General features: G+C 59.7%; 14 protein-coding genes. 13 read left to right on the top strand and 1 reads right to left on the bottom strand.

Going from position 1 to position 16,574, the window contains the following annotated elements; translation table 11 throughout:
• The first annotated feature begins 185 nt into the window (after positions 1-185).
• From aldA to M0D65_RS16490, 5 genes are all read left to right on the top strand, one after another.
• The gene (gene aldA, locus M0D65_RS16470) at positions 186-1,610 is read left to right on the top strand and encodes an aldehyde dehydrogenase (RefSeq protein ID WP_266253634.1); all 1,425 of its coding nucleotides are present in this window, start codon (positions 186-188) and stop codon (positions 1,608-1,610) included.
• 146 nt (positions 1,611-1,756) lie between these two features.
• Positions 1,757-3,079 (top strand): nitrate/nitrite transporter, encoded by a 1,323-nt coding sequence (locus M0D65_RS16475; protein WP_266253794.1) that lies wholly within the window; start codon positions 1,757-1,759, stop codon positions 3,077-3,079.
• Positions 3,076-4,293 carry a mandelate racemase/muconate lactonizing enzyme family protein gene (locus M0D65_RS16480; RefSeq protein WP_266253635.1) on the top strand — a complete coding sequence of 406 codons (1,218 nt, stop codon included), beginning with the start codon at positions 3,076-3,078 and terminating at the stop codon, positions 4,291-4,293. Before M0D65_RS16475 ends, M0D65_RS16480 begins: the two co-directional genes overlap by 4 nt.
• Positions 4,294-4,302: 9 nt before the next feature.
• Complete coding sequence (locus M0D65_RS16485; protein ID WP_266253636.1) at positions 4,303-5,964, top strand: GMC family oxidoreductase; 1,662 nt, start codon at positions 4,303-4,305, stop codon at positions 5,962-5,964.
• Between the two features lie 275 nt (positions 5,965-6,239).
• Entirely contained in the window at positions 6,240-7,181 is a 942-nt protein-coding gene (locus M0D65_RS16490; protein WP_266253637.1) for a TauD/TfdA family dioxygenase, read from the top strand.
• Between the two features lie 9 nt (positions 7,182-7,190).
• Here M0D65_RS16490 and M0D65_RS16495 read toward each other — a convergent pair whose 3' ends face one another.
• The gene (locus tag M0D65_RS16495; protein WP_266253638.1) at positions 7,191-7,775 is read right to left on the bottom strand and encodes a YigZ family protein; all 585 of its coding nucleotides are present in this window, start codon (positions 7,773-7,775) and stop codon (positions 7,191-7,193) included.
• A 406-nt stretch (positions 7,776-8,181) separates the two neighbouring features.
• On the opposite strand from M0D65_RS16495, the gene M0D65_RS16500 reads away from it, so the two are divergent.
• From M0D65_RS16500 to M0D65_RS16535, 8 genes are all read left to right on the top strand, one after another.
• Complete coding sequence (locus M0D65_RS16500) at positions 8,182-8,865, top strand: DUF1120 domain-containing protein (protein WP_266253639.1); 684 nt, start codon at positions 8,182-8,184, stop codon at positions 8,863-8,865.
• A gap of 225 nt (positions 8,866-9,090) precedes the next feature.
• On the top strand, positions 9,091-9,777 hold the full coding sequence (locus M0D65_RS16505; RefSeq protein ID WP_266253640.1) for a DUF1120 domain-containing protein: 687 nt from the start codon (positions 9,091-9,093) through the stop codon (positions 9,775-9,777).
• A 184-nt stretch (positions 9,778-9,961) separates the two neighbouring features.
• Positions 9,962-10,645: a DUF1120 domain-containing protein gene (locus tag M0D65_RS16510; protein ID WP_266253641.1), complete on the top strand. Its 684-nt coding sequence runs from the start codon at positions 9,962-9,964 to the stop codon at positions 10,643-10,645.
• A 238-nt stretch (positions 10,646-10,883) separates the two neighbouring features.
• Complete coding sequence (locus M0D65_RS16515; RefSeq protein WP_266253642.1) at positions 10,884-11,603, top strand: fimbria/pilus chaperone family protein; 720 nt, start codon at positions 10,884-10,886, stop codon at positions 11,601-11,603.
• A gap of 5 nt (positions 11,604-11,608) precedes the next feature.
• Entirely contained in the window at positions 11,609-14,053 is a 2,445-nt protein-coding gene (locus tag M0D65_RS16520; RefSeq protein WP_266253643.1) for a fimbrial biogenesis usher protein, read from the top strand.
• Between the two features lie 44 nt (positions 14,054-14,097).
• Positions 14,098-14,676: a hypothetical protein gene (locus M0D65_RS16525; RefSeq protein ID WP_266253644.1), complete on the top strand. Its 579-nt coding sequence runs from the start codon at positions 14,098-14,100 to the stop codon at positions 14,674-14,676.
• 203 nt (positions 14,677-14,879) lie between these two features.
• The gene (ampC, locus tag M0D65_RS16530; protein ID WP_266253645.1) at positions 14,880-16,052 is read left to right on the top strand and encodes a class C beta-lactamase; all 1,173 of its coding nucleotides are present in this window, start codon (positions 14,880-14,882) and stop codon (positions 16,050-16,052) included.
• 17 nt (positions 16,053-16,069) lie between these two features.
• Entirely contained in the window at positions 16,070-16,471 is a 402-nt protein-coding gene (locus M0D65_RS16535; RefSeq protein WP_266253646.1) for a cupin domain-containing protein, read from the top strand.
• Positions 16,472-16,574 lie beyond the last annotated feature (103 nt).

The raw sequence follows: 16,574 nt of genomic DNA on the forward strand, positions 1-16,574 counted from the left end.
CGTACGTGGTGCTTCACGCCACGTACGCCTCTCGACTAACATTCCTTTTTCGCATGTTCCCCTCGCAGATTAATCGCTTGTCCCGCCCGCCGGCCGCATAGAACAATTTCGCTCATGCGCCGGTTGCATGTCTCCCATAGCCGCCGGTTATGCGCATCGCCGCGCTACGCCCACAGGCAGGAACCATGCGACTCGAGCGGAACTTTGTGAATGGCCGGTTCATCGATCCGGCTACCGACGAACTCATCACCGTCTACAACCCGGCCACTGAAGCGGCCATCGCGCAGGTGTCCGGTGCGTCCCGCGCCGAGGCCGTTGCCGCCGTCGACGCCGCAGCACGCGCACAGAAAGGCTGGCGCAAGCTGCCGTCCGCGGAGCGCGGCGTCTGGCTGCACAAGCTCGCCGATGCACTGACCGAATGCGCGCCCGAAATCGGCGCAGCGCTGGCCGCAGAATCCGGCAAGAGTCTCGCCGATGCGACCAACGAGGCGATCTACGCCGGCCAGATCACGCGTTATCACGCTGAATGGGCGCGACGCATTGAAGGCGAAGTGATTCCCAGCGATACCCCCGACGAAAACCTGGTGCTGCATCGCGAGCCGATCGGTGTGGTCGCGGCCCTGATCCCGTTCAACTATCCGGTCTACACGCTGATGCGCAAAATTGCGCCGGCGTTAATTGCGGGCAACACGGTGGTCGTGCGTCCGAGCAACAACACGCCGACGTCCGCTTTCGAAATCGCGAAGGCCGTTGCACGCGCAGAACTGCCGGCCGGCGTCGTCAACATACTCGCAATGAGCCATGCGACTGCGGAAGCGGTCTGCACGCATCCGGCAGTGGGAATGATCACGCTGACGGGCAGCGTCGTCGCGGGCCGCAAGGTACTCGACTACTGCAAGACGAATATCGCGAAGCCGTCGCTGGAACTCGGCGGCAAGACACCGGCAATCATCGAACCCGATGCAGACCTCGAGCGTGCCGCGCGCGAACTCGTCGCGTCGAAGACTACCCACTGTGGCCAGCTTTGTACGGCGATCGAGCGCGTGTACGTGCACGAGAGCGTGCATGACCGTTTCGTCGAACTGCTGAAAGCGCACATGCAGAACGTGCGCTTCGGCGACCGCAGCGAAGACCCGACGTTGATGGGACCGCTCGTCAACGACGCATCGCGCCGCGGGATTCACGCGATGGTCGAACGCGCGGTCGCAGCCGGTGCGAAGCTCGAGACGGGTGGTGTGCTGCCCGACGGCAAGGGCTTCTTCTATCCGCCGACGCTGTTGTCGAACTGCCGTCAGGACATGGAGATCGTCCAGGAAGAAACCTTCGGTCCGATCATGCCGGTGATCCGCTACAGCACGCTCGATGAAGCACTGGCGTTCGCCAACGATCACCAGTTCGGTCTTTCGTCGGTGCTCTACACCGAGCATTACCGCTCGGCGATGAAAGTCGCCAACGACATCGAAGCCGGCGAACTGTATGTGAACCGCACGCCCGCCGATCCGTATCAAGGCTTTCACGCAGGCTGGAAACGCTCCGGCCTTGGCGGCGACGACGGCAAGCACGGCATGCTCGAATTCACGCAGACGCGTCTTGTGGTCATGAAGTATTGAAATTTTCGCGGCGTCGCATTAGCGCGCCGTAACCATAACAACGATATCGGGGACGCCGCGTAACGGACGCCAGTTATGGTCGTTCGTGTCCCGCGTCTCTCAGGAGCGCTTCTGTGTCTGTACGACCCGTCGTTAAATCTGCCGCCGTGCTGCCGTTATCGGGCGACGCGGCTTCATCTCGCGATGCTCGTGAAACGCACGAAACGCGCGATACGAAAGCCCAACGCTACCTGCAGCTCGCGCTGCTGGTCATCGCCGCGGGCGCGATCTATCCGATCCTGTATCTGCGGCAGGTGTATCAGCCGACGATGCTCGAAGTGTTCCACATCACCGACAGTCAACTCGGTTATCTGTACTCGTCGCTGGGCACGATCTTTCTGCTGAGCTATCTGCCGAGCGGCTGGCTTGCCGATCGCATCGCGCCGCGTCTGCTGATCTGCTTTTCGCTGCTGGCAACGGGCGCGCTCGGACTCTGGTACGCAAGCGCGCCGGGTTTTGCCACGTTGATGGTGATCTTCAGCGGCTGGGGGCTGACGACGGGGCTCACGTTCTGGGCAGCCGTGATCAAGCGCGTGACGACGATTGCGGGACACGACGAACAGGGTCGCTTCTTTGGTTTTCTCGACGGCGGCCGCGGCCTTGTCGAAGCGTTGCTCGCGACGATCGCGATCACGCTGTTCGCGTGGATGACGCAGACGAAAGGCGAACCGGTTGCGTACGGTTTCAAGCTGGTGGTCTACATGTACGCGTTTTTGTGCATTGGGCTCGGCGTCGTGCTGGCGCTGGTGAAAGACAACTCGGCCGCAAACCGTGCATCGCACGCGCAAACCGCAGAGAAGCGTAACAACGTATTCACCGATCTGCTGACGCTCGCGCGCATTCCCGAGTTGTGGCTCGTCGCGGCGATCGTGTTCTGCGGCTATCAGGTGTTCTGGGCAACCTACAGTTTTTCCGCGTATCTGCATGAAGGCGGCATCGGTCTTTCGGTGGTGATGGCGGGCACGATCACGACGCTCAAGCTGTGGATGCGACCCATCGGCGGCATCGGCGGCGGCTTTCTCGGCGACCGTTATTCGAAGATCACCGTGCTCGTCATCGCACTGTTTCTCGCGGGACTGTCGCTGTGCGGATTGATCGTCGCACCGCACATCCAGAGCCACGTGATGCTCGTGTTCCTAGTGCTGTTTATCGGCGTGCTGACTTACGCGATTCGCGGTCTCTACTGGTCGCTGCTCGACCGCTGCAACGTACCGGTGCAAACGATGGGCCTCGCCATCGGCCTGATCTCGGTGATCGGCTATTCGCCCGATGTGTTCCTGCCGCTTATCAACGGTTATCTGACTCAAACGTTTCCCGGTGTGACCGGCTATCAGATGTACTTCGGCTATGTCGCCGCAGTCGCGATGCTCGGTGGCTGCGCGGGGCTCGTACTACGCAATATGCTCAACAGGAAGGAAGTTCGCTCATGAAAGTGATCTCGCTCGAAACTCATGTCGTCGCAGTGCCGCCGCCGCATCTGGGCGGCATGTACTGGATCTTCGTGAAGCTCAAGACCGACTGCGGGATCGAAGGCGTCGGCGAAATCTATTCGGCGACCTTCCACCCGAGCGCGATGACGCACATCATCGACGACGTATTCGCGCGTTATCTGCTCGATCGCGATCCGCATCACGTCGAACGGTTGTGGCGCGAGGCGTATTCGAGCGGCTTCACGCAGCGCCCCGATCTGACGATGATGGGTGTCGTGAGCGGCCTCGAGATGGCGTGCTGGGACATCATCGGCAAGGCTGCGAACAAGCCCGTGTATGAGTTGCTCGGCGGTATGGTCAATGAACGGCTGCGCTCGTACACCTACCTGTACCCGAAGAACAGCCGCGGCGAATACGACTACGACGATCCCGATCTCGCCGCCGAGTGCGCAGCGGAAAACGTCCGTCGCGGTTTCACCGCGGTGAAGTTCGATCCGGCGGGTCCATACACGGCTTACTCGGGGCATCAGTTGTCGCTCGAAGTGCTCGATCGGTGCGAACTCTTTTGCGGCAAGATCCGCGAGGCCGTGGGCAGCAAGGCGGACCTGCTGTTCGGCACGCATGGGCAGATGGCGCCTTCGTCGGCGATCCGGCTCGCGAAGCGGCTTGAAAAATACGACCCGCTGTGGTTCGAGGAACCGGTGCCGCCGGGCCAGGAAGCTGCGATGGCGCAAGTTGCGCAACACACGAGCATTCCAATTTCGGCCGGCGAACGGCTCACGACCAAGTACGAATTCCACAAGCTGCTCGAAGCAGGGGCAGCCTCGATCATTCAGCTCAACGTGGCACGTGTGGGTGGCTTGCTCGAAGCGAAGAAGGTCGCGGCGCTCGCCGAGGTGTACTACGCACAGGTCGCACCGCACCTGTACAACGGCCCGGTCGGCGCGGCGGCGAGTATCCAGCTCGCAACCTGCACGCCGAATTTCCTGATTCAGGAAAGCATCGGTACGTGGGGCGGTTTTCACTCGGACATTCTGAAGACACCGATTCGCTGGGAAGACGGCTACATCATTCCGTCGAACGAGCCGGGGCTCGGTGTCGAGTTGAATATGGACGTGGTGCGGCAGCACACGCCTTACACGGGCGAGCGTCTGCATCTGCAGATGGCCGCGAAGCCCGCCGATGTGAAGGATCTCGCGCCCGCCAAAGGCTAAGGACATACGATGGACTACGACTACATCATCGTCGGCGCGGGTTCGGCGGGTTGCATTCTGGCCGAGCGTCTGTCGGCATCGGGCGAGCATTCGGTGCTGCTGCTCGAAGCGGGCGGCAAGGACAGTTCGTTCTGGTTTCGTGTGCCGGTTGGCTTCACGAAGACCTACTACAACGCGACCTACAACTGGATGTACTACAGCGAGCCCGAACCGGCGCTCGACAACCGTCCGATCTACTGTCCGCGCGGCAAGGTGCAGGGCGGTTCCGGCTCGATCAACGCGATGATCTTCGTGCGCGGCCAGCCGCACGACTTCGACGACTGGTCGGCGGCGGGCAACCCAGGGTGGTCATTTACCGACGTGCTGCCGTATTTCCGCAAGCTCGAATCGCATCCGCTTGGCAACACCGTGCTTCACGGCGCAGACGGCCCGATCCGCATCTCGCCGATGAAGGACGCCGTGCATCCGATCTGCCACGTGTTTCTCAAGGGCTGCGAGCAGGCAGGCTACGCACGTACCGACGATTTCAACGGCGCACGCTTCGAAGGTGCCGGCATTTACGACGTGAATACGCGCAACGGGCAGCGTTCGTCGAGCAGTTTCGAGTATCTGCATCCGGCGTTGAGCCGCCCGAACCTCACCGTCGAGCGTGAAGTACTGGCAAGCCAGGTGCCGTTCGACGATGCACGTCGTGCAACGGGCGTCGTCGTGCAACAGAACGGCAGCACGCGCCGATTCAACGCGCGCCGCGAGGTGATTCTCGCCGCCGGTGCGGTCGATACGCCGAAGCTGCTGCAACTGTCCGGCATCGGCGATCGCGCGCTGCTCGCGCGTCACGGTGTCCCGCTCGTGCACGAGTTGCCGGCGGTTGGGCAGAATCTGCAGGACCATCTGTGTGTGAGCTTCTACTACCGCGCGAACGTGAAGACGCTAAACGACGAGATGCGCCCGTTGCTCGGCAAGCTGAAGCTCGGGCTGCAATATCTGTTGACACGCAAAGGGCCGCTCGCGATGAGCGTGAACCAGTCGGGTGGGTTCTTTCGCGGTAGCGAGCGCGACGCGCAACCGAACTTGCAGCTGTACTTCAATCCGCTGTCGTACCGGATTCCGAAAAGCAGCACGGCCAGCCTCGAACCGGAGCCGTATTCGGGGTTCCTGCTGGCGTTCAATCCATGTCGGCCGACGAGCCGTGGTTCGATCGAGATTGCGTCGAATCGTGTCGAGGATGCAGCGAAGATCCGCATCAATGCGCTTTCGACGCAGAAGGATATCGACGAAGTGATTCAGGGTTGCCGTCTGGTGCGGCGGATCATGGCGACGCCTGCGTTGCAGGGCATCACGGTCGAAGAGATTTCACCGGGGCCGCAGGTCGACGACGATGCAGCGCTGCTGCAGTATTTCCGCGAGCAGTCGGGGTCGATCTATCACCTGTGCGGTTCGTGTGCGATGGGCTCCGATCCCGATACATCGGTTGTCGATTCGCGGCTGCGCGTGCATGGTGTGACGGGGCTGCGCGTGGTCGATGCGTCGGTGTTTCCGAACATCACGTCGGGCAACATCAACGCGCCGACGATGATGGTCGCGGAGAAGGGCGCGGCGATGATACTTGAAGATGCGGTAGCGGAGTCGGAGCAAGCGCCGCGTGCGCAGGAACTGGCCACTGCGCATTGACGCATGAAACGTTGATCGAAAAGGCCGAGCGGAGTCAGTTCGTTCCGCACGGCCTTTTCGTTGCGATCTTGTCGTAGCGTGCTGCAATCGCACCGTATTCGACGTTGGCGCGGTATGTTGAAATGCATTACTTCGCTCGCGTCATAAGCACAGAAAAAACAAGTCTTTTACGGAGGCGGCGAACGCTGATTAGATCGTTCGATCGACAGCTACGCCACTTTTCCCCACATCGCACGGCGTCGTGCTGTCTGTCCATCCCACCCCGGAGAGCCACCATGACGACGTTAAGCCTCGCAACATCGAACGCACTCGACATCCAACCTGTGACCGGCCGCATCGGCGCCGAAATTCGCGGCGTGCGCTTATCGAGCACGCTCGAACCTGCCGTGCTCGACGCGGTACGCGCGGCGCTGCTGCGTCACAAGGTGATCTTCTTTCGCGACCAGACACACTTGACGGACACCGAACAGGAAGCCTTCGCCAAACGGCTCGGCGACCCGGTGTCGCATCCGACCGTGCCGGTGATCGACGGTACCGACTATCTGCTCGAACTCGATTCGCACCGCGGTGGTCGTGCGAACTCGTGGCATACCGACGTGACCTTTGTCGATGCCTATCCGCAGGCGTCGATCCTGCGCGGTGTGACGATTCCCGAGGTGGGCGGCGACACGGTGTGGGCGAACACCGCGACCGCTTATCTCGACCTGCCACCGCCGTTGCAGGCGCTGGCCGACCAGTTGTGGGCCGTGCACAGCAACGAATACGACTACGCGAACCATACGAGCGTCGGTAGCCGCGGGCGCGACGTCGAAGCGGCGAAGCGTTATCGCGAGCAGTTCGTGTCGACACGTTACGAAACCGAGCATCCGGCGGTGCGTGTGCATCCGGAAACCGGCGAGAAGACGCTGATACTCGGGCACTTCATCAAGCACTTCGTCGGCGTGACGCCGAGTGCGTCGGCCCATCTGTTCGATCTGCTGCAAGGCTATGTGACGCGTCCGGAGAACGTCGTGCGCTGGCGCTGGCGGACCGGCGACGTCGCGATCTGGGACAACCGCGCGACCCAGCACTATGCCGTCAACGACTATGGCGATGCGCATCGTGTGGTGCGGCGCGTGACGATTGCCGGCGATGTGCCGGTGAGTGTCGATGGGCGGCGCAGTGTGACGCTAAGACGCGAACCGAATCCTGCTGTGACGGATACGAAGGCTGCGTAGCACGCACGCTCAATCAGGAAACACCGCGCGGCCTTGCGTAAGGTCGCGCAGCGTGTCGCGGGCACGCTCCAGCTGAGTAGCGGGTAGCTGGACCGTGAGACACACGTTCATCGCATGCGTGCCTTGCAGTAGCACGTACTGGTCCTGTTCGATCCAGCGGCGCACGCGCGCTTCGTCGGCGTAGCTAACTTCCACCTGCAACTGAACCTGAGCGATACGTTCGATCAGCACTGCGTCCTGCAGCGCGCTCGCGATCGCATCGGTGTACGCGCGCACGAGCCCGCCTGCGCCGAGCTTGACGCCGCCGTAGTAGCGGATCACCGCGCCCAGTACGCCGTCGAGATCGTGATGGCGCAACACTTCCAGAATCGGACGACCGGCTGTGCCGGATGGTTCGCCATCGTCGGACATGCCGGACTGACCGCCTGCGAGCAACGCCCAGCACACGTGCGTCGCGGCCGGATGCTCGTCGCGCAGACGCCGCAGCTCGCCCATCGCAGCGTCGCGATCGGCGACGGGAATCGCGTGAGCGATAAAGCGGCTCTTGCGGATTTCGATTTCCCGTGTGCAGGGGGTGGCGATTGAGTGAGTCATGAGGCGGTGGGGTAAATGAACGTGGGTACGGTTTCGATCCGCAGATGCTTTGACGGTGAGGTTGCACTGCTGGATCGGGCAGCCGGATTGAGTTCATAAGCGGAAACGCCATCCAGTGTACAGATCTGGTTCGCCGAACCGATGCTCCGGCAATGGTGGTTTCGAAACTGCAGTCTCGTTCGAGCGAATGTCGAGCGGTTGCGTCAGCTTTGCCAACGTCCTGTCGGTCCGAATTCCGCGTCCCCTCTCCATCCCCAGACCGTGTAAATCAGACTACTCCGATTCGCTTTACGAGGCGCCATCGGGATAATCCCACCGCCGTAACCCGATCCCCGGTCGGTCGGTATGAAGCAAATTGCCTGAAGGCCTGGTCGAGCAATTTAGTTAAATTTTCAAGGACTTATCCATGAAGCAGATTTTTCCCAGACTTGCTATCGCGACTGTACTCGCTGCAGGCTGTATGGGCGTCCACGCAGCAGAGACGGCTAACCTCACAGTGGACGGCAGGGTCAAGCCCGCCTCCTGCGACATTACCCTGTCGAATGGGGGTGTTGTCGACTACGGCAACATCATCGCCAGCGACCTAAATGCCGCCAATTACACGGTTCTGGAAGAGAGGAACATTAAATTAAGCATCAACTGCGACGCACCTGCCAAAATCGCGATGCAATTTTCGGATTCAAAACGAGATTCTCGGATATTTTCTTTTTCATCGGAAGGAGGAGTAAAGCTACTTAGATCAGATAATAATTTTCGCCTTGCGGGTCTGGGGTTGAATGGTGACAAGAAAATTGGTGCATATGCGGCAATATTGCGCGATGTGACGGTGGACGGCGTCGTAGTGGAACATCTCGGACGCCCTAGCGGGCGAGCGACATGGGAGAGAGGGGCGGGAACTGTAAACATAGTAGGTGACGTTCCAACTGATATAGCGTGGACCAGTCGGGGTCAGTCGACACCTATAGCCGGTAAGGTTTTTGCCGGAGAACTCAGCGTGCAGGCAGTCGTTAACAAGTCGGGTGACATTGGCCCGCTAACAAACGAAATCACACTTGACGGCAAGGCCACGCTCACGCTTGTCTATCTATAGGACCCTCTGACTTTTCAGTAGGTCTGGTCAACGCCGGTAGCCGAATTTTTGGCCACCTGTCATCCCCAGACCGTGCAAATCAGACTACTCCGATTCGCTTTACGAAACGCCATCGGGATAATCCCACACGCTATAACCCGATCCCCGGTCGGTCGGTATGAAGCAAATTGCTCGAATGCGTGGTCAAGCAATTCAAATCAACTGTCAATTCTCAAGGACTGATCCATGAAGCAAATTTTCTCCCGACTTGCCGTAACGACCACCATCGCCGTGGCCTGTATGGGTGCCCACGCCGCAGAGACCGCGGACCTCAAGGTGACCGGCAGAATCCTGCCGGGCTCCTGCGACCTGACCCTGACGAACGGGGGAGTTGTCAGTTACGGCGATATCGTCGCAACCGACCTGAGCGCTGATAGCTACAAAGTGCTGCCCGAGAAACAGATCGATTTCTCGATCGCCTGCACGGCGCCGATGAAAGTCAGCATGCAGTTCAGCGATGCGGCGCAGGGTTCGCGCGTTTTTACGACCGCACCAAGTGGCACTAACCTCTTCAACACCGCGAGCACCGCGGTCGCCGGCCTGGGAACGAATACCGGCAAGAACATTGGTGCATATGGCGTTCGCGTTGTCCCCGACACCAGCATGACGGTAGACAAGACTGCCGTCGACGTGGTCAGCCGCGACAACGGCGCGGGCGCATGGGCCAAGTCACCGGCGGGCACCCTCATTGCGGCTGCAGGTACGCGGGCTGTGTCATGGGCGCCGGCAGGTCAGGTGGCGCCTATCGCAGGCAAGCTGTTTGCCGGCAAGATCGGCGTGCAGGCGGTACTCAACAAGTCCGGTGACATCGGTCCGACGACAGATTCGTTCAATCTCGACGGCAAGGGCACGCTCACGATCACGTATCTGTAATCCTCTTTGTCATTTCGGTCAGTCTGATCTATGCCGATGCCCGCCCGGAGCTTAGCCGGGTGGGTCGCTTCGGCGCCGTCGATGGTGTGCTGAATCCCCGTGCGCACATTGCGGCATTGGGCACCGGAACAGCAGATAGAGCAGGTACCTAGTCAGTAACTTTCTTCATTTCGAGGAAGGGCAAATGAAGCAGAATATTTCCAGACTTGCCGTTGTAATCACACTTGTTACGACCTGCATGGGTGTTCATGCCGCACAGGACGCCAACATCGCGGTGACCGCCACGGTCAAGCCGGCCGCCTGCGACATCACACTGTCGAATGGAGGTGTTTTCGATTACGGCAATATCTTCGTGGGCGAACTGAGTGCTACCACCTACAAAGTGTTGCCCGAGAAGCAGATCGATTTCTCGATCAGTTGTAATGCCGCTACCAGGATTGGTCTGCAATTTACGGATTCCAATCTGGATTCGCGAGTCCTGCGGACCTCTAACTCGACAGATGCCAGAATCTTCGATGGCGCCAACCATGCTCTCGCAGGGTTAGGGTTAAATGTCGATAAGAAAATTGGTGGGTACGGCGTCCGCATCGTGAATCCGGGTATGACCGTGGATGGCAACGCCGCCCCGAGTCTATTTGTGAACGGTGGTGGTGCGTGGGTAGCCGGCATCACCGGTGCCATGATTAACAATGCTTCCATACGTACCGTTTCGTGGGCACCGACAGGTCAGTTGACACCCGTCGCCGGCAAACTGTTTGCGGGCAAAGTCGGCGTGCAGGCCGTCCTCAACAAGTCCGGTGATATCGGCAACGTGAAAGACACGATCACACTTGACGGCAAGGGCACGCTCACGATTGTCTATCTGTAGCCCTCCTGCTCTTTTCGGCTAATCCGCCTGATGCCGATACTCGCACGGCATTCAATCAGGCGGCCAGCTTCGGTGCTTCCAACGGTGTGAAGAGTGCTCCTGCGCATCACTGCATCCGGATACCGAAACAGTAAATAGAACAGATGTATTGCTCTTGCCCGCCCCCAGCAGCGGGCAAGAGCGCGAATGCAAGCCCTTCGCCTCTTTCATCCTTTACGTCTAACTCCCGGAGATCGCCATGCGCATCCCGCAATCCTGTCTTATTGCCGGCCTCGTACTGGCGACCATGATTACTCCAGCTGTCCACGCGACCGGTGTGGCACCCGAAACCTCGGTGGTCATCGTAAACGAAGCCGATGGCGAAGGCACCATGGTGATCAAGAACACCGACAGCACGCCAACCCTGCTCTACACCACGCTGGAAGATATTCCCGAAGACAACGCGGCATTACTAGTGGTGACCCCGCCCGTCGCGCGGATCGAACCGGGCCAAACGCAACTTGTCCGCTTTGTTCTGAATACGACGGAGCCGCTCAAGGTCGCGCGCCTCAAGCGCGTCATCTTCGAAGGCATCCCGCAGACCGATAAGACGAAGAGCAAGGTCCAGCTCTCGGTTCGTCAAAACCTGCCCGTTGTCATCCAGCCGGCCGGCGTGCCAGTCGAGCGCGAGCCGTGGACTCAACTGCAATGGTCCATTACCGGCGACACGCTAACGGTGAAGAACCCGAGCCCCTACGTGGTTCGTCTGTCGCAAGCCGTGCAATTGCTTCCGGGCGCTGCGCATGCGACGCTGCCTGCCACGTACGTGCTACCCGGTGCATCTCATTCCGTTTCGCTCGAGAACGCCGGTAGTGCCGACCGTTATGAGCAAGTCCGTATTTCACCCGCCACTGTGTATGGCTATCAAGTCGATACATACGACGCGAAGTTAGCAACCAGCGTTCAGCCCGCACAGTAAGCGCCATGACACGCGACTTTCAGGCGCGTAACCGGAGTCCGTACGGACCTCTCAAGCGCCGTTCCATTGCCGCCGCGATCGCCAGCGTGATCGCGAAGTATGCGGTAGCGAACGAAGGCGCGCCGGGCGCATCGTTCGACAGTGACATCCTGAAAGCGCGTGGACTGGATCCGAGCGTCGCGTTGTATTTCAATCAAGCCGCACGATTTCCCGCTGGGAAAGCGACGATCGCGCTCAGCGTGAACGGCGATAAAAAAGGGTTGGCGCCCGTTCAGTTCGACGAGAACGGACAACTGTGTTTCGATCGCGTTCTGCTTAAGCAGGGCGGTTTGAAGATTCCATCAGCGTTGTCCGCTGACAATCCGCCTGGCTGCTATGACTACCGCGAGGCCTATCCCTCCACGACGATCGAGCTACGCCCAGGCGACGCCGCCATTCACATCGTGACCCCCACCGATGCCCTTGCGCCAGTCGTCCGGACACAATCGTCAGGCTTCACACAGGGTGGCACGGCGGGCATGCTCAATTACGATGTCTTCGCCACGCAGACGAAGTACGCGGGCAACGTCGAACACTACGGGCAATTCACCTCGGAAGCGGGCTTCAATATCGACGACTGGATCGTACGCAGTCGACAGTTGTTGTCGATGAGCAGCAACCAGACTCAATTCACGCACCTGTATGCCTATGGCCAACGGACGTTTGCCGACTACAAGTCGATACTCCAGGTCGGCCAGGTCAACATCGGCAGTTCGCTGTTTTCCGGCGCGAGTGTCTATGGGGTGCAGGTTCTGCCGGAGCTGGCACTTGCCGAAAGTGTGAGCAACGGTGCGGTAGTCACGGGTATTGCGCAGACCCAGGCGCGAGTCGAAGTTCGACAGGCCGGTGCACTCATCTATGTAACGATCGTCCCACAGGGGCCGTTTTCGTTGAGCAACCTCCCGCTTTTGAACACCACGAATGATCTCGATGTCACCGTCATCGAAACGAACGGTTCTCAACGGCACTTTCGTGTAGCAGCGGCGTCGCTTAACGCGGCGACGCTAGGTGCACCGCAAGGCTATACCTTTGGGATGGGGCGCATGTACCGCCGCTCCGGCGACAACGGGCCGACGCCATGGCTCGTGACGGGCACGGGTGGTTGGGCGATAGGGAAAAATCTCAACCTGAGCGCTGGCGCACTCGTCGCCAACCAGTACCAGACGATCGGTGTCGGTGCCGATTCCGTCCCGCTTGCAAACACCACAGTCAGCGGCCGCGGCGTCGTCGCCAATGATCTGCGCAATCACGCGCGCGGCGCCAAAGTCGATCTGTCGACCACAGTCCGTATCAGCGAAGCCATCAGCTTCGCGGCCACGGCCTCGCATCAAACGAAAAATTTTCGCGACCTGAACGAATCGCTATTCGACGCGCAGAGTCTCGGTCCGTCGAACTATCGCGACCAGTACACGCTCAGTGGGACGTTCTCGGCGAGGTCGGTGGGTGGGTTCTCAGTCGGTTATGCACAGTCGAACATGTATGCAGGCAGTGTCAATCGTCGCCTGACAGGTTCATGGGGCAAGACCTTCAAACACGCGAGCGTTTCACTCAACGTAGATCAGGACGTAGGCAGTTCGTATTCGACCGGGAATCAGATTTACGTCAACGCGACGATCCCGTTCGGCAGTCGCAGCGTCAACACCTATGCGAGCCGCAATAACAATCGAATGAGGTATGGCGTGTCGGGCAGCGACAAGATCAACGACTACGCGAACTACTCGATGTCGGCCGAACGCGATCAGCGTAGTCATGAAATGACGTTCAACGGCAGTCTGAATCTGCTGCCGCGTTACACGCAGGTTGACCTGAGTGCCGGCCGATATGGCGCGGGTACCTCGTACACGGGCAGTCTGCGCGGCGGCATCGCGTTCCATCAAGCGGGCCTTACTTTTTCGCCTTACCCGATACAGGACACGTTTGGCATCGTGTCTCTCGACGGTATCGGTGGCGTAAAGGTGCAGACACCCTACGGTCCGGTATGGACGGATTGGTGGGGCAACGCCGTTGTGTCGACGTTGCCGGCTTATCAGACTGCGCGCATCGAAGTGGCAACGAAGACATTGCCGCGCAACGTCGACATTCGCAACGGCTTCACGATGCTGAATAGCGGCCGTGGCGCCGTGAGCCAGGTCGACTTTGGTGTCGTCAAGGTGCGGCGCGCGTTGCTCACCGCTCAGCTATCGAGCGGAGCTCCATTGCCTAAGGGGTCCATTGTGCTCGATGCCGACGATAATTTTCTTACCGCAGCAGCAGACAACGGCGTCGTCTTCCTGGCAAACGGCAACTCGAAATCCGGGCTGCAAGTCCATCTTCCGGAGGGCGACAAGTGTCGGCTGGAATTCGATCTGCCCGAGAAACCGGATCTGACTCGCTACTACGAAACGGCACCGGCTACATGCGTAGCGCTGTAGCCTGGGTCCGGATTTATCTCTCAGTGTTCAATCTGGAGTGAAGCATGACAGCAATACTCTCTGTATGTCGGCCGTACCGCGCGGCATGTCTCGCACTGATCGCGGCATTCAGCGCCTCGGCCTATGCCGCAGATAGTCCGGTCTGCACTACGAGCGTCAGCCAGAACGAAATCGACTACGGCCAGGTGACACGTGCAGCACTTACCGGCAGGGAAACGAACCCGGCGACCGTCCGGCTCGGCACCCGCTTCGTTACGCTAATGGTCAACTGTCGCGATCCAGTCGCGATTGGCCTCACCGTCACCGCACCGACTTCCGCCGATGGGCGCGCACGGTTCGGAGAATCGGGTGGCATCGCACTCAAGGCGTTTAACGGTGTCGTGGACGGTCAGCAGACGCGCCTCGCCATGCTGGACGGAGCAACGCCACGCGCTTCGGCAGAATCGGTCGCCATCCGGCCGGGTGACAACTTTGGGCCAGTTAACGCGTCCGGATCGCTCGCACCCACGACCCATTTCAGCGTCCAGCTCGAAATCGATCCGCAGATCAGCGGCGAAGCGACGAAGGTCAGGTCGGAGACCAGGATCGATGGCAACTTGAGGCTGGTTCTCACTACGTATTGAGTGACGCTCGCTGGTTCCGCATCCATGCCTGTTCACGCGTCACAGAGACTGCTCGGTAGATAAACGCGCATCGTAGCAAACCACAATATTTTCTTTACCCTCCTGCAAATAATCGTCGATTGTCCTTGCTACCGAAAGGACCGATATTCTCGGGCAGCCGAGTCCCGTCGACCAACCCGCAGAGATTAAAGGAAGCCCCGCCAATGAAGCTCACAGTCATCCGCCTCATGGTAACGATTGCCGTGACGTTGTGCGCGACTACCTCCATCAGTCACGCCGCCGGCAACCAGCAAGACCAGATCAGACAGGCGGTTGACGAAGCCGTACGACCGGTCATGGCGAAGAACAACATTGCAGGCATGGCGATAGGGATCATCGACGGGCAACAGCACTACGTGTACAGCTATGGCGTCGCTTCGTTAGACACAAGGAAGCCGGTCACACAGAACACCCTGTTCGAACTCGGATCGATCAGCAAGACATTCACTGCCGCGCTGACCTCGCTTGCGCAGGTCGATGGCGAGCTCGCCTTGACGGATAAAGTCGGCAAGTATCTGCCATTGCTGAGCGGCAGCCGGTTCGCCGATGCGCGTGTCCTCGATCTAGGCACGCATACGCCGGGTGGCCTGCCGTTACAGGTGCCGGATAACGTCAGCAACAACGATCAACTGATGCAGTATCTGAAAGCCTGGCAACCCGCCTACGCGCCCGGCACAGAGCGGACCTACTCCAATATCAGCATCGGCATGCTCGGCGTGCTCACAGCAACGAGCATGAAGCAGGGTTTCGCCGCTCTGGTCGAGCAGCGCCTGTTTGCGGCGCTAGGCATGACGAACAGCTACTTCGACGTCCCGCAAGCCCATATGGCCGATTATGCGCAAGGCTATAAAGAAGACGGCACGCCGATTCGCGTCGCGCCTGGCGTGCTGTCTACCGAGGCGTATGGCATCAAGACCTCGGCCGCCGACATGACACGTTTCCTGCAAGCCAATATGAACCAGTTGAAGCTGGACGAGAAACTGCAGCGCGCGATTACGCAAACACACACCGGCTACTTCAAGGCCGGGGTGATGACGCAAGACCTGATATGGGAACAGTATGCGTATCCGGTTGCGCTGAAGACCTTGCAGGAAGGTAACTCGCCGGCGATGATTTTCAACGTGACACCCGTTACCGAATTCAAACCGCCGCAAGCACCACGCGAAGACGTGTGGATCAACAAGACGGGTTCGACCAACGGTTTCGGTGCGTATGTGGCATTCATCCCGGAGAAGCAACTGGGAATCGTGATCCTCGCAAACAGGAGCTTCCCCATCGATGAACGGGTGAGCACGGCATACCGGATTCTCACGGCCATCGCTGGCGACGAACATTGAATCCAGATGGAGTGACGATGAAGCGCTTTGGTTGCTTCTCGCTTGTCGCGGCGGTCTTGATGGGTATGCAGCCGGTCTTTGCGGCAGGCGCGATGTCGGCTGCGAAAGACACGGTCGTCCTGCAACGCGTCCCGGTTCCGGGAACGGATCGCGAGATGGGCATGGGCATTGCCGAATTCCCACCGAATGCGGTCAAACCGTGGCACAAGGCGACCGGTCCTGAAGTTGTCTATGTGCTGGAGGGCGAGCTTACGGTACAGGTAGATGGCCAACCTGCAACAGTCGTTCACGCAGGCGAGAGCTACCGGATGCCGGCGAACGTCGCTCACGAGACGGCAGCCGGACCTGTGGGCGCGAAGGTCGTCGCTACGTGGGCATGGGTACCGGGTAAGCCTTTCAATATTCCGGTCCCGCACTGATTCGATTGCCACGGATTCCGCAATGGTTTTTTGTCGACCTGCGCGATGACGAAACACAGCGCAACCGGGATAATCCATTGCGTGACGAATCTAGCTCCTGGCT

Origin of the sequence: Paraburkholderia sp. CHISQ3, from assembly GCF_030464945.1 — a bacterium.
Taxonomy (GTDB): Bacteria; Pseudomonadota; Gammaproteobacteria; order Burkholderiales; family Burkholderiaceae; genus Paraburkholderia; species Paraburkholderia megapolitana.

What these genes read in the sequence shown, in the direction of transcription:
- aldA (WP_266253634.1), top strand. Translation starts at nt 186, where the DNA reads ATGCGACTCGAGCGGAACTTTGTGAATGGCCGGTTCATCGATCCGGCT.
- M0D65_RS16480 (WP_266253635.1), top strand. Translation starts at nt 3,076, where the DNA reads ATGAAAGTGATCTCGCTCGAAACTCATGTCGTCGCAGTGCCGCCGCCG.
- M0D65_RS16485 (WP_266253636.1), top strand. Translation starts at nt 4,303, where the DNA reads ATGGACTACGACTACATCATCGTCGGCGCGGGTTCGGCGGGTTGCATT.
- M0D65_RS16490 (WP_266253637.1), top strand. Translation starts at nt 6,240, where the DNA reads ATGACGACGTTAAGCCTCGCAACATCGAACGCACTCGACATCCAACCT.
- M0D65_RS16495 (WP_266253638.1), bottom strand. Translation starts at nt 7,775, where the DNA reads ATGACTCACTCAATCGCCACCCCCTGCACACGGGAAATCGAAATCCGC.
- M0D65_RS16500 (WP_266253639.1), top strand. Translation starts at nt 8,182, where the DNA reads ATGAAGCAGATTTTTCCCAGACTTGCTATCGCGACTGTACTCGCTGCA.
- M0D65_RS16505 (WP_266253640.1), top strand. Translation starts at nt 9,091, where the DNA reads ATGAAGCAAATTTTCTCCCGACTTGCCGTAACGACCACCATCGCCGTG.
- M0D65_RS16510 (WP_266253641.1), top strand. Translation starts at nt 9,962, where the DNA reads ATGAAGCAGAATATTTCCAGACTTGCCGTTGTAATCACACTTGTTACG.
- M0D65_RS16515 (WP_266253642.1), top strand. Translation starts at nt 10,884, where the DNA reads ATGCGCATCCCGCAATCCTGTCTTATTGCCGGCCTCGTACTGGCGACC.
- M0D65_RS16520 (WP_266253643.1), top strand. Translation starts at nt 11,609, where the DNA reads ATGACACGCGACTTTCAGGCGCGTAACCGGAGTCCGTACGGACCTCTC.
- M0D65_RS16525 (WP_266253644.1), top strand. Translation starts at nt 14,098, where the DNA reads ATGACAGCAATACTCTCTGTATGTCGGCCGTACCGCGCGGCATGTCTC.
- ampC (WP_266253645.1), top strand. Translation starts at nt 14,880, where the DNA reads ATGAAGCTCACAGTCATCCGCCTCATGGTAACGATTGCCGTGACGTTG.
- M0D65_RS16535 (WP_266253646.1), top strand. Translation starts at nt 16,070, where the DNA reads ATGAAGCGCTTTGGTTGCTTCTCGCTTGTCGCGGCGGTCTTGATGGGT.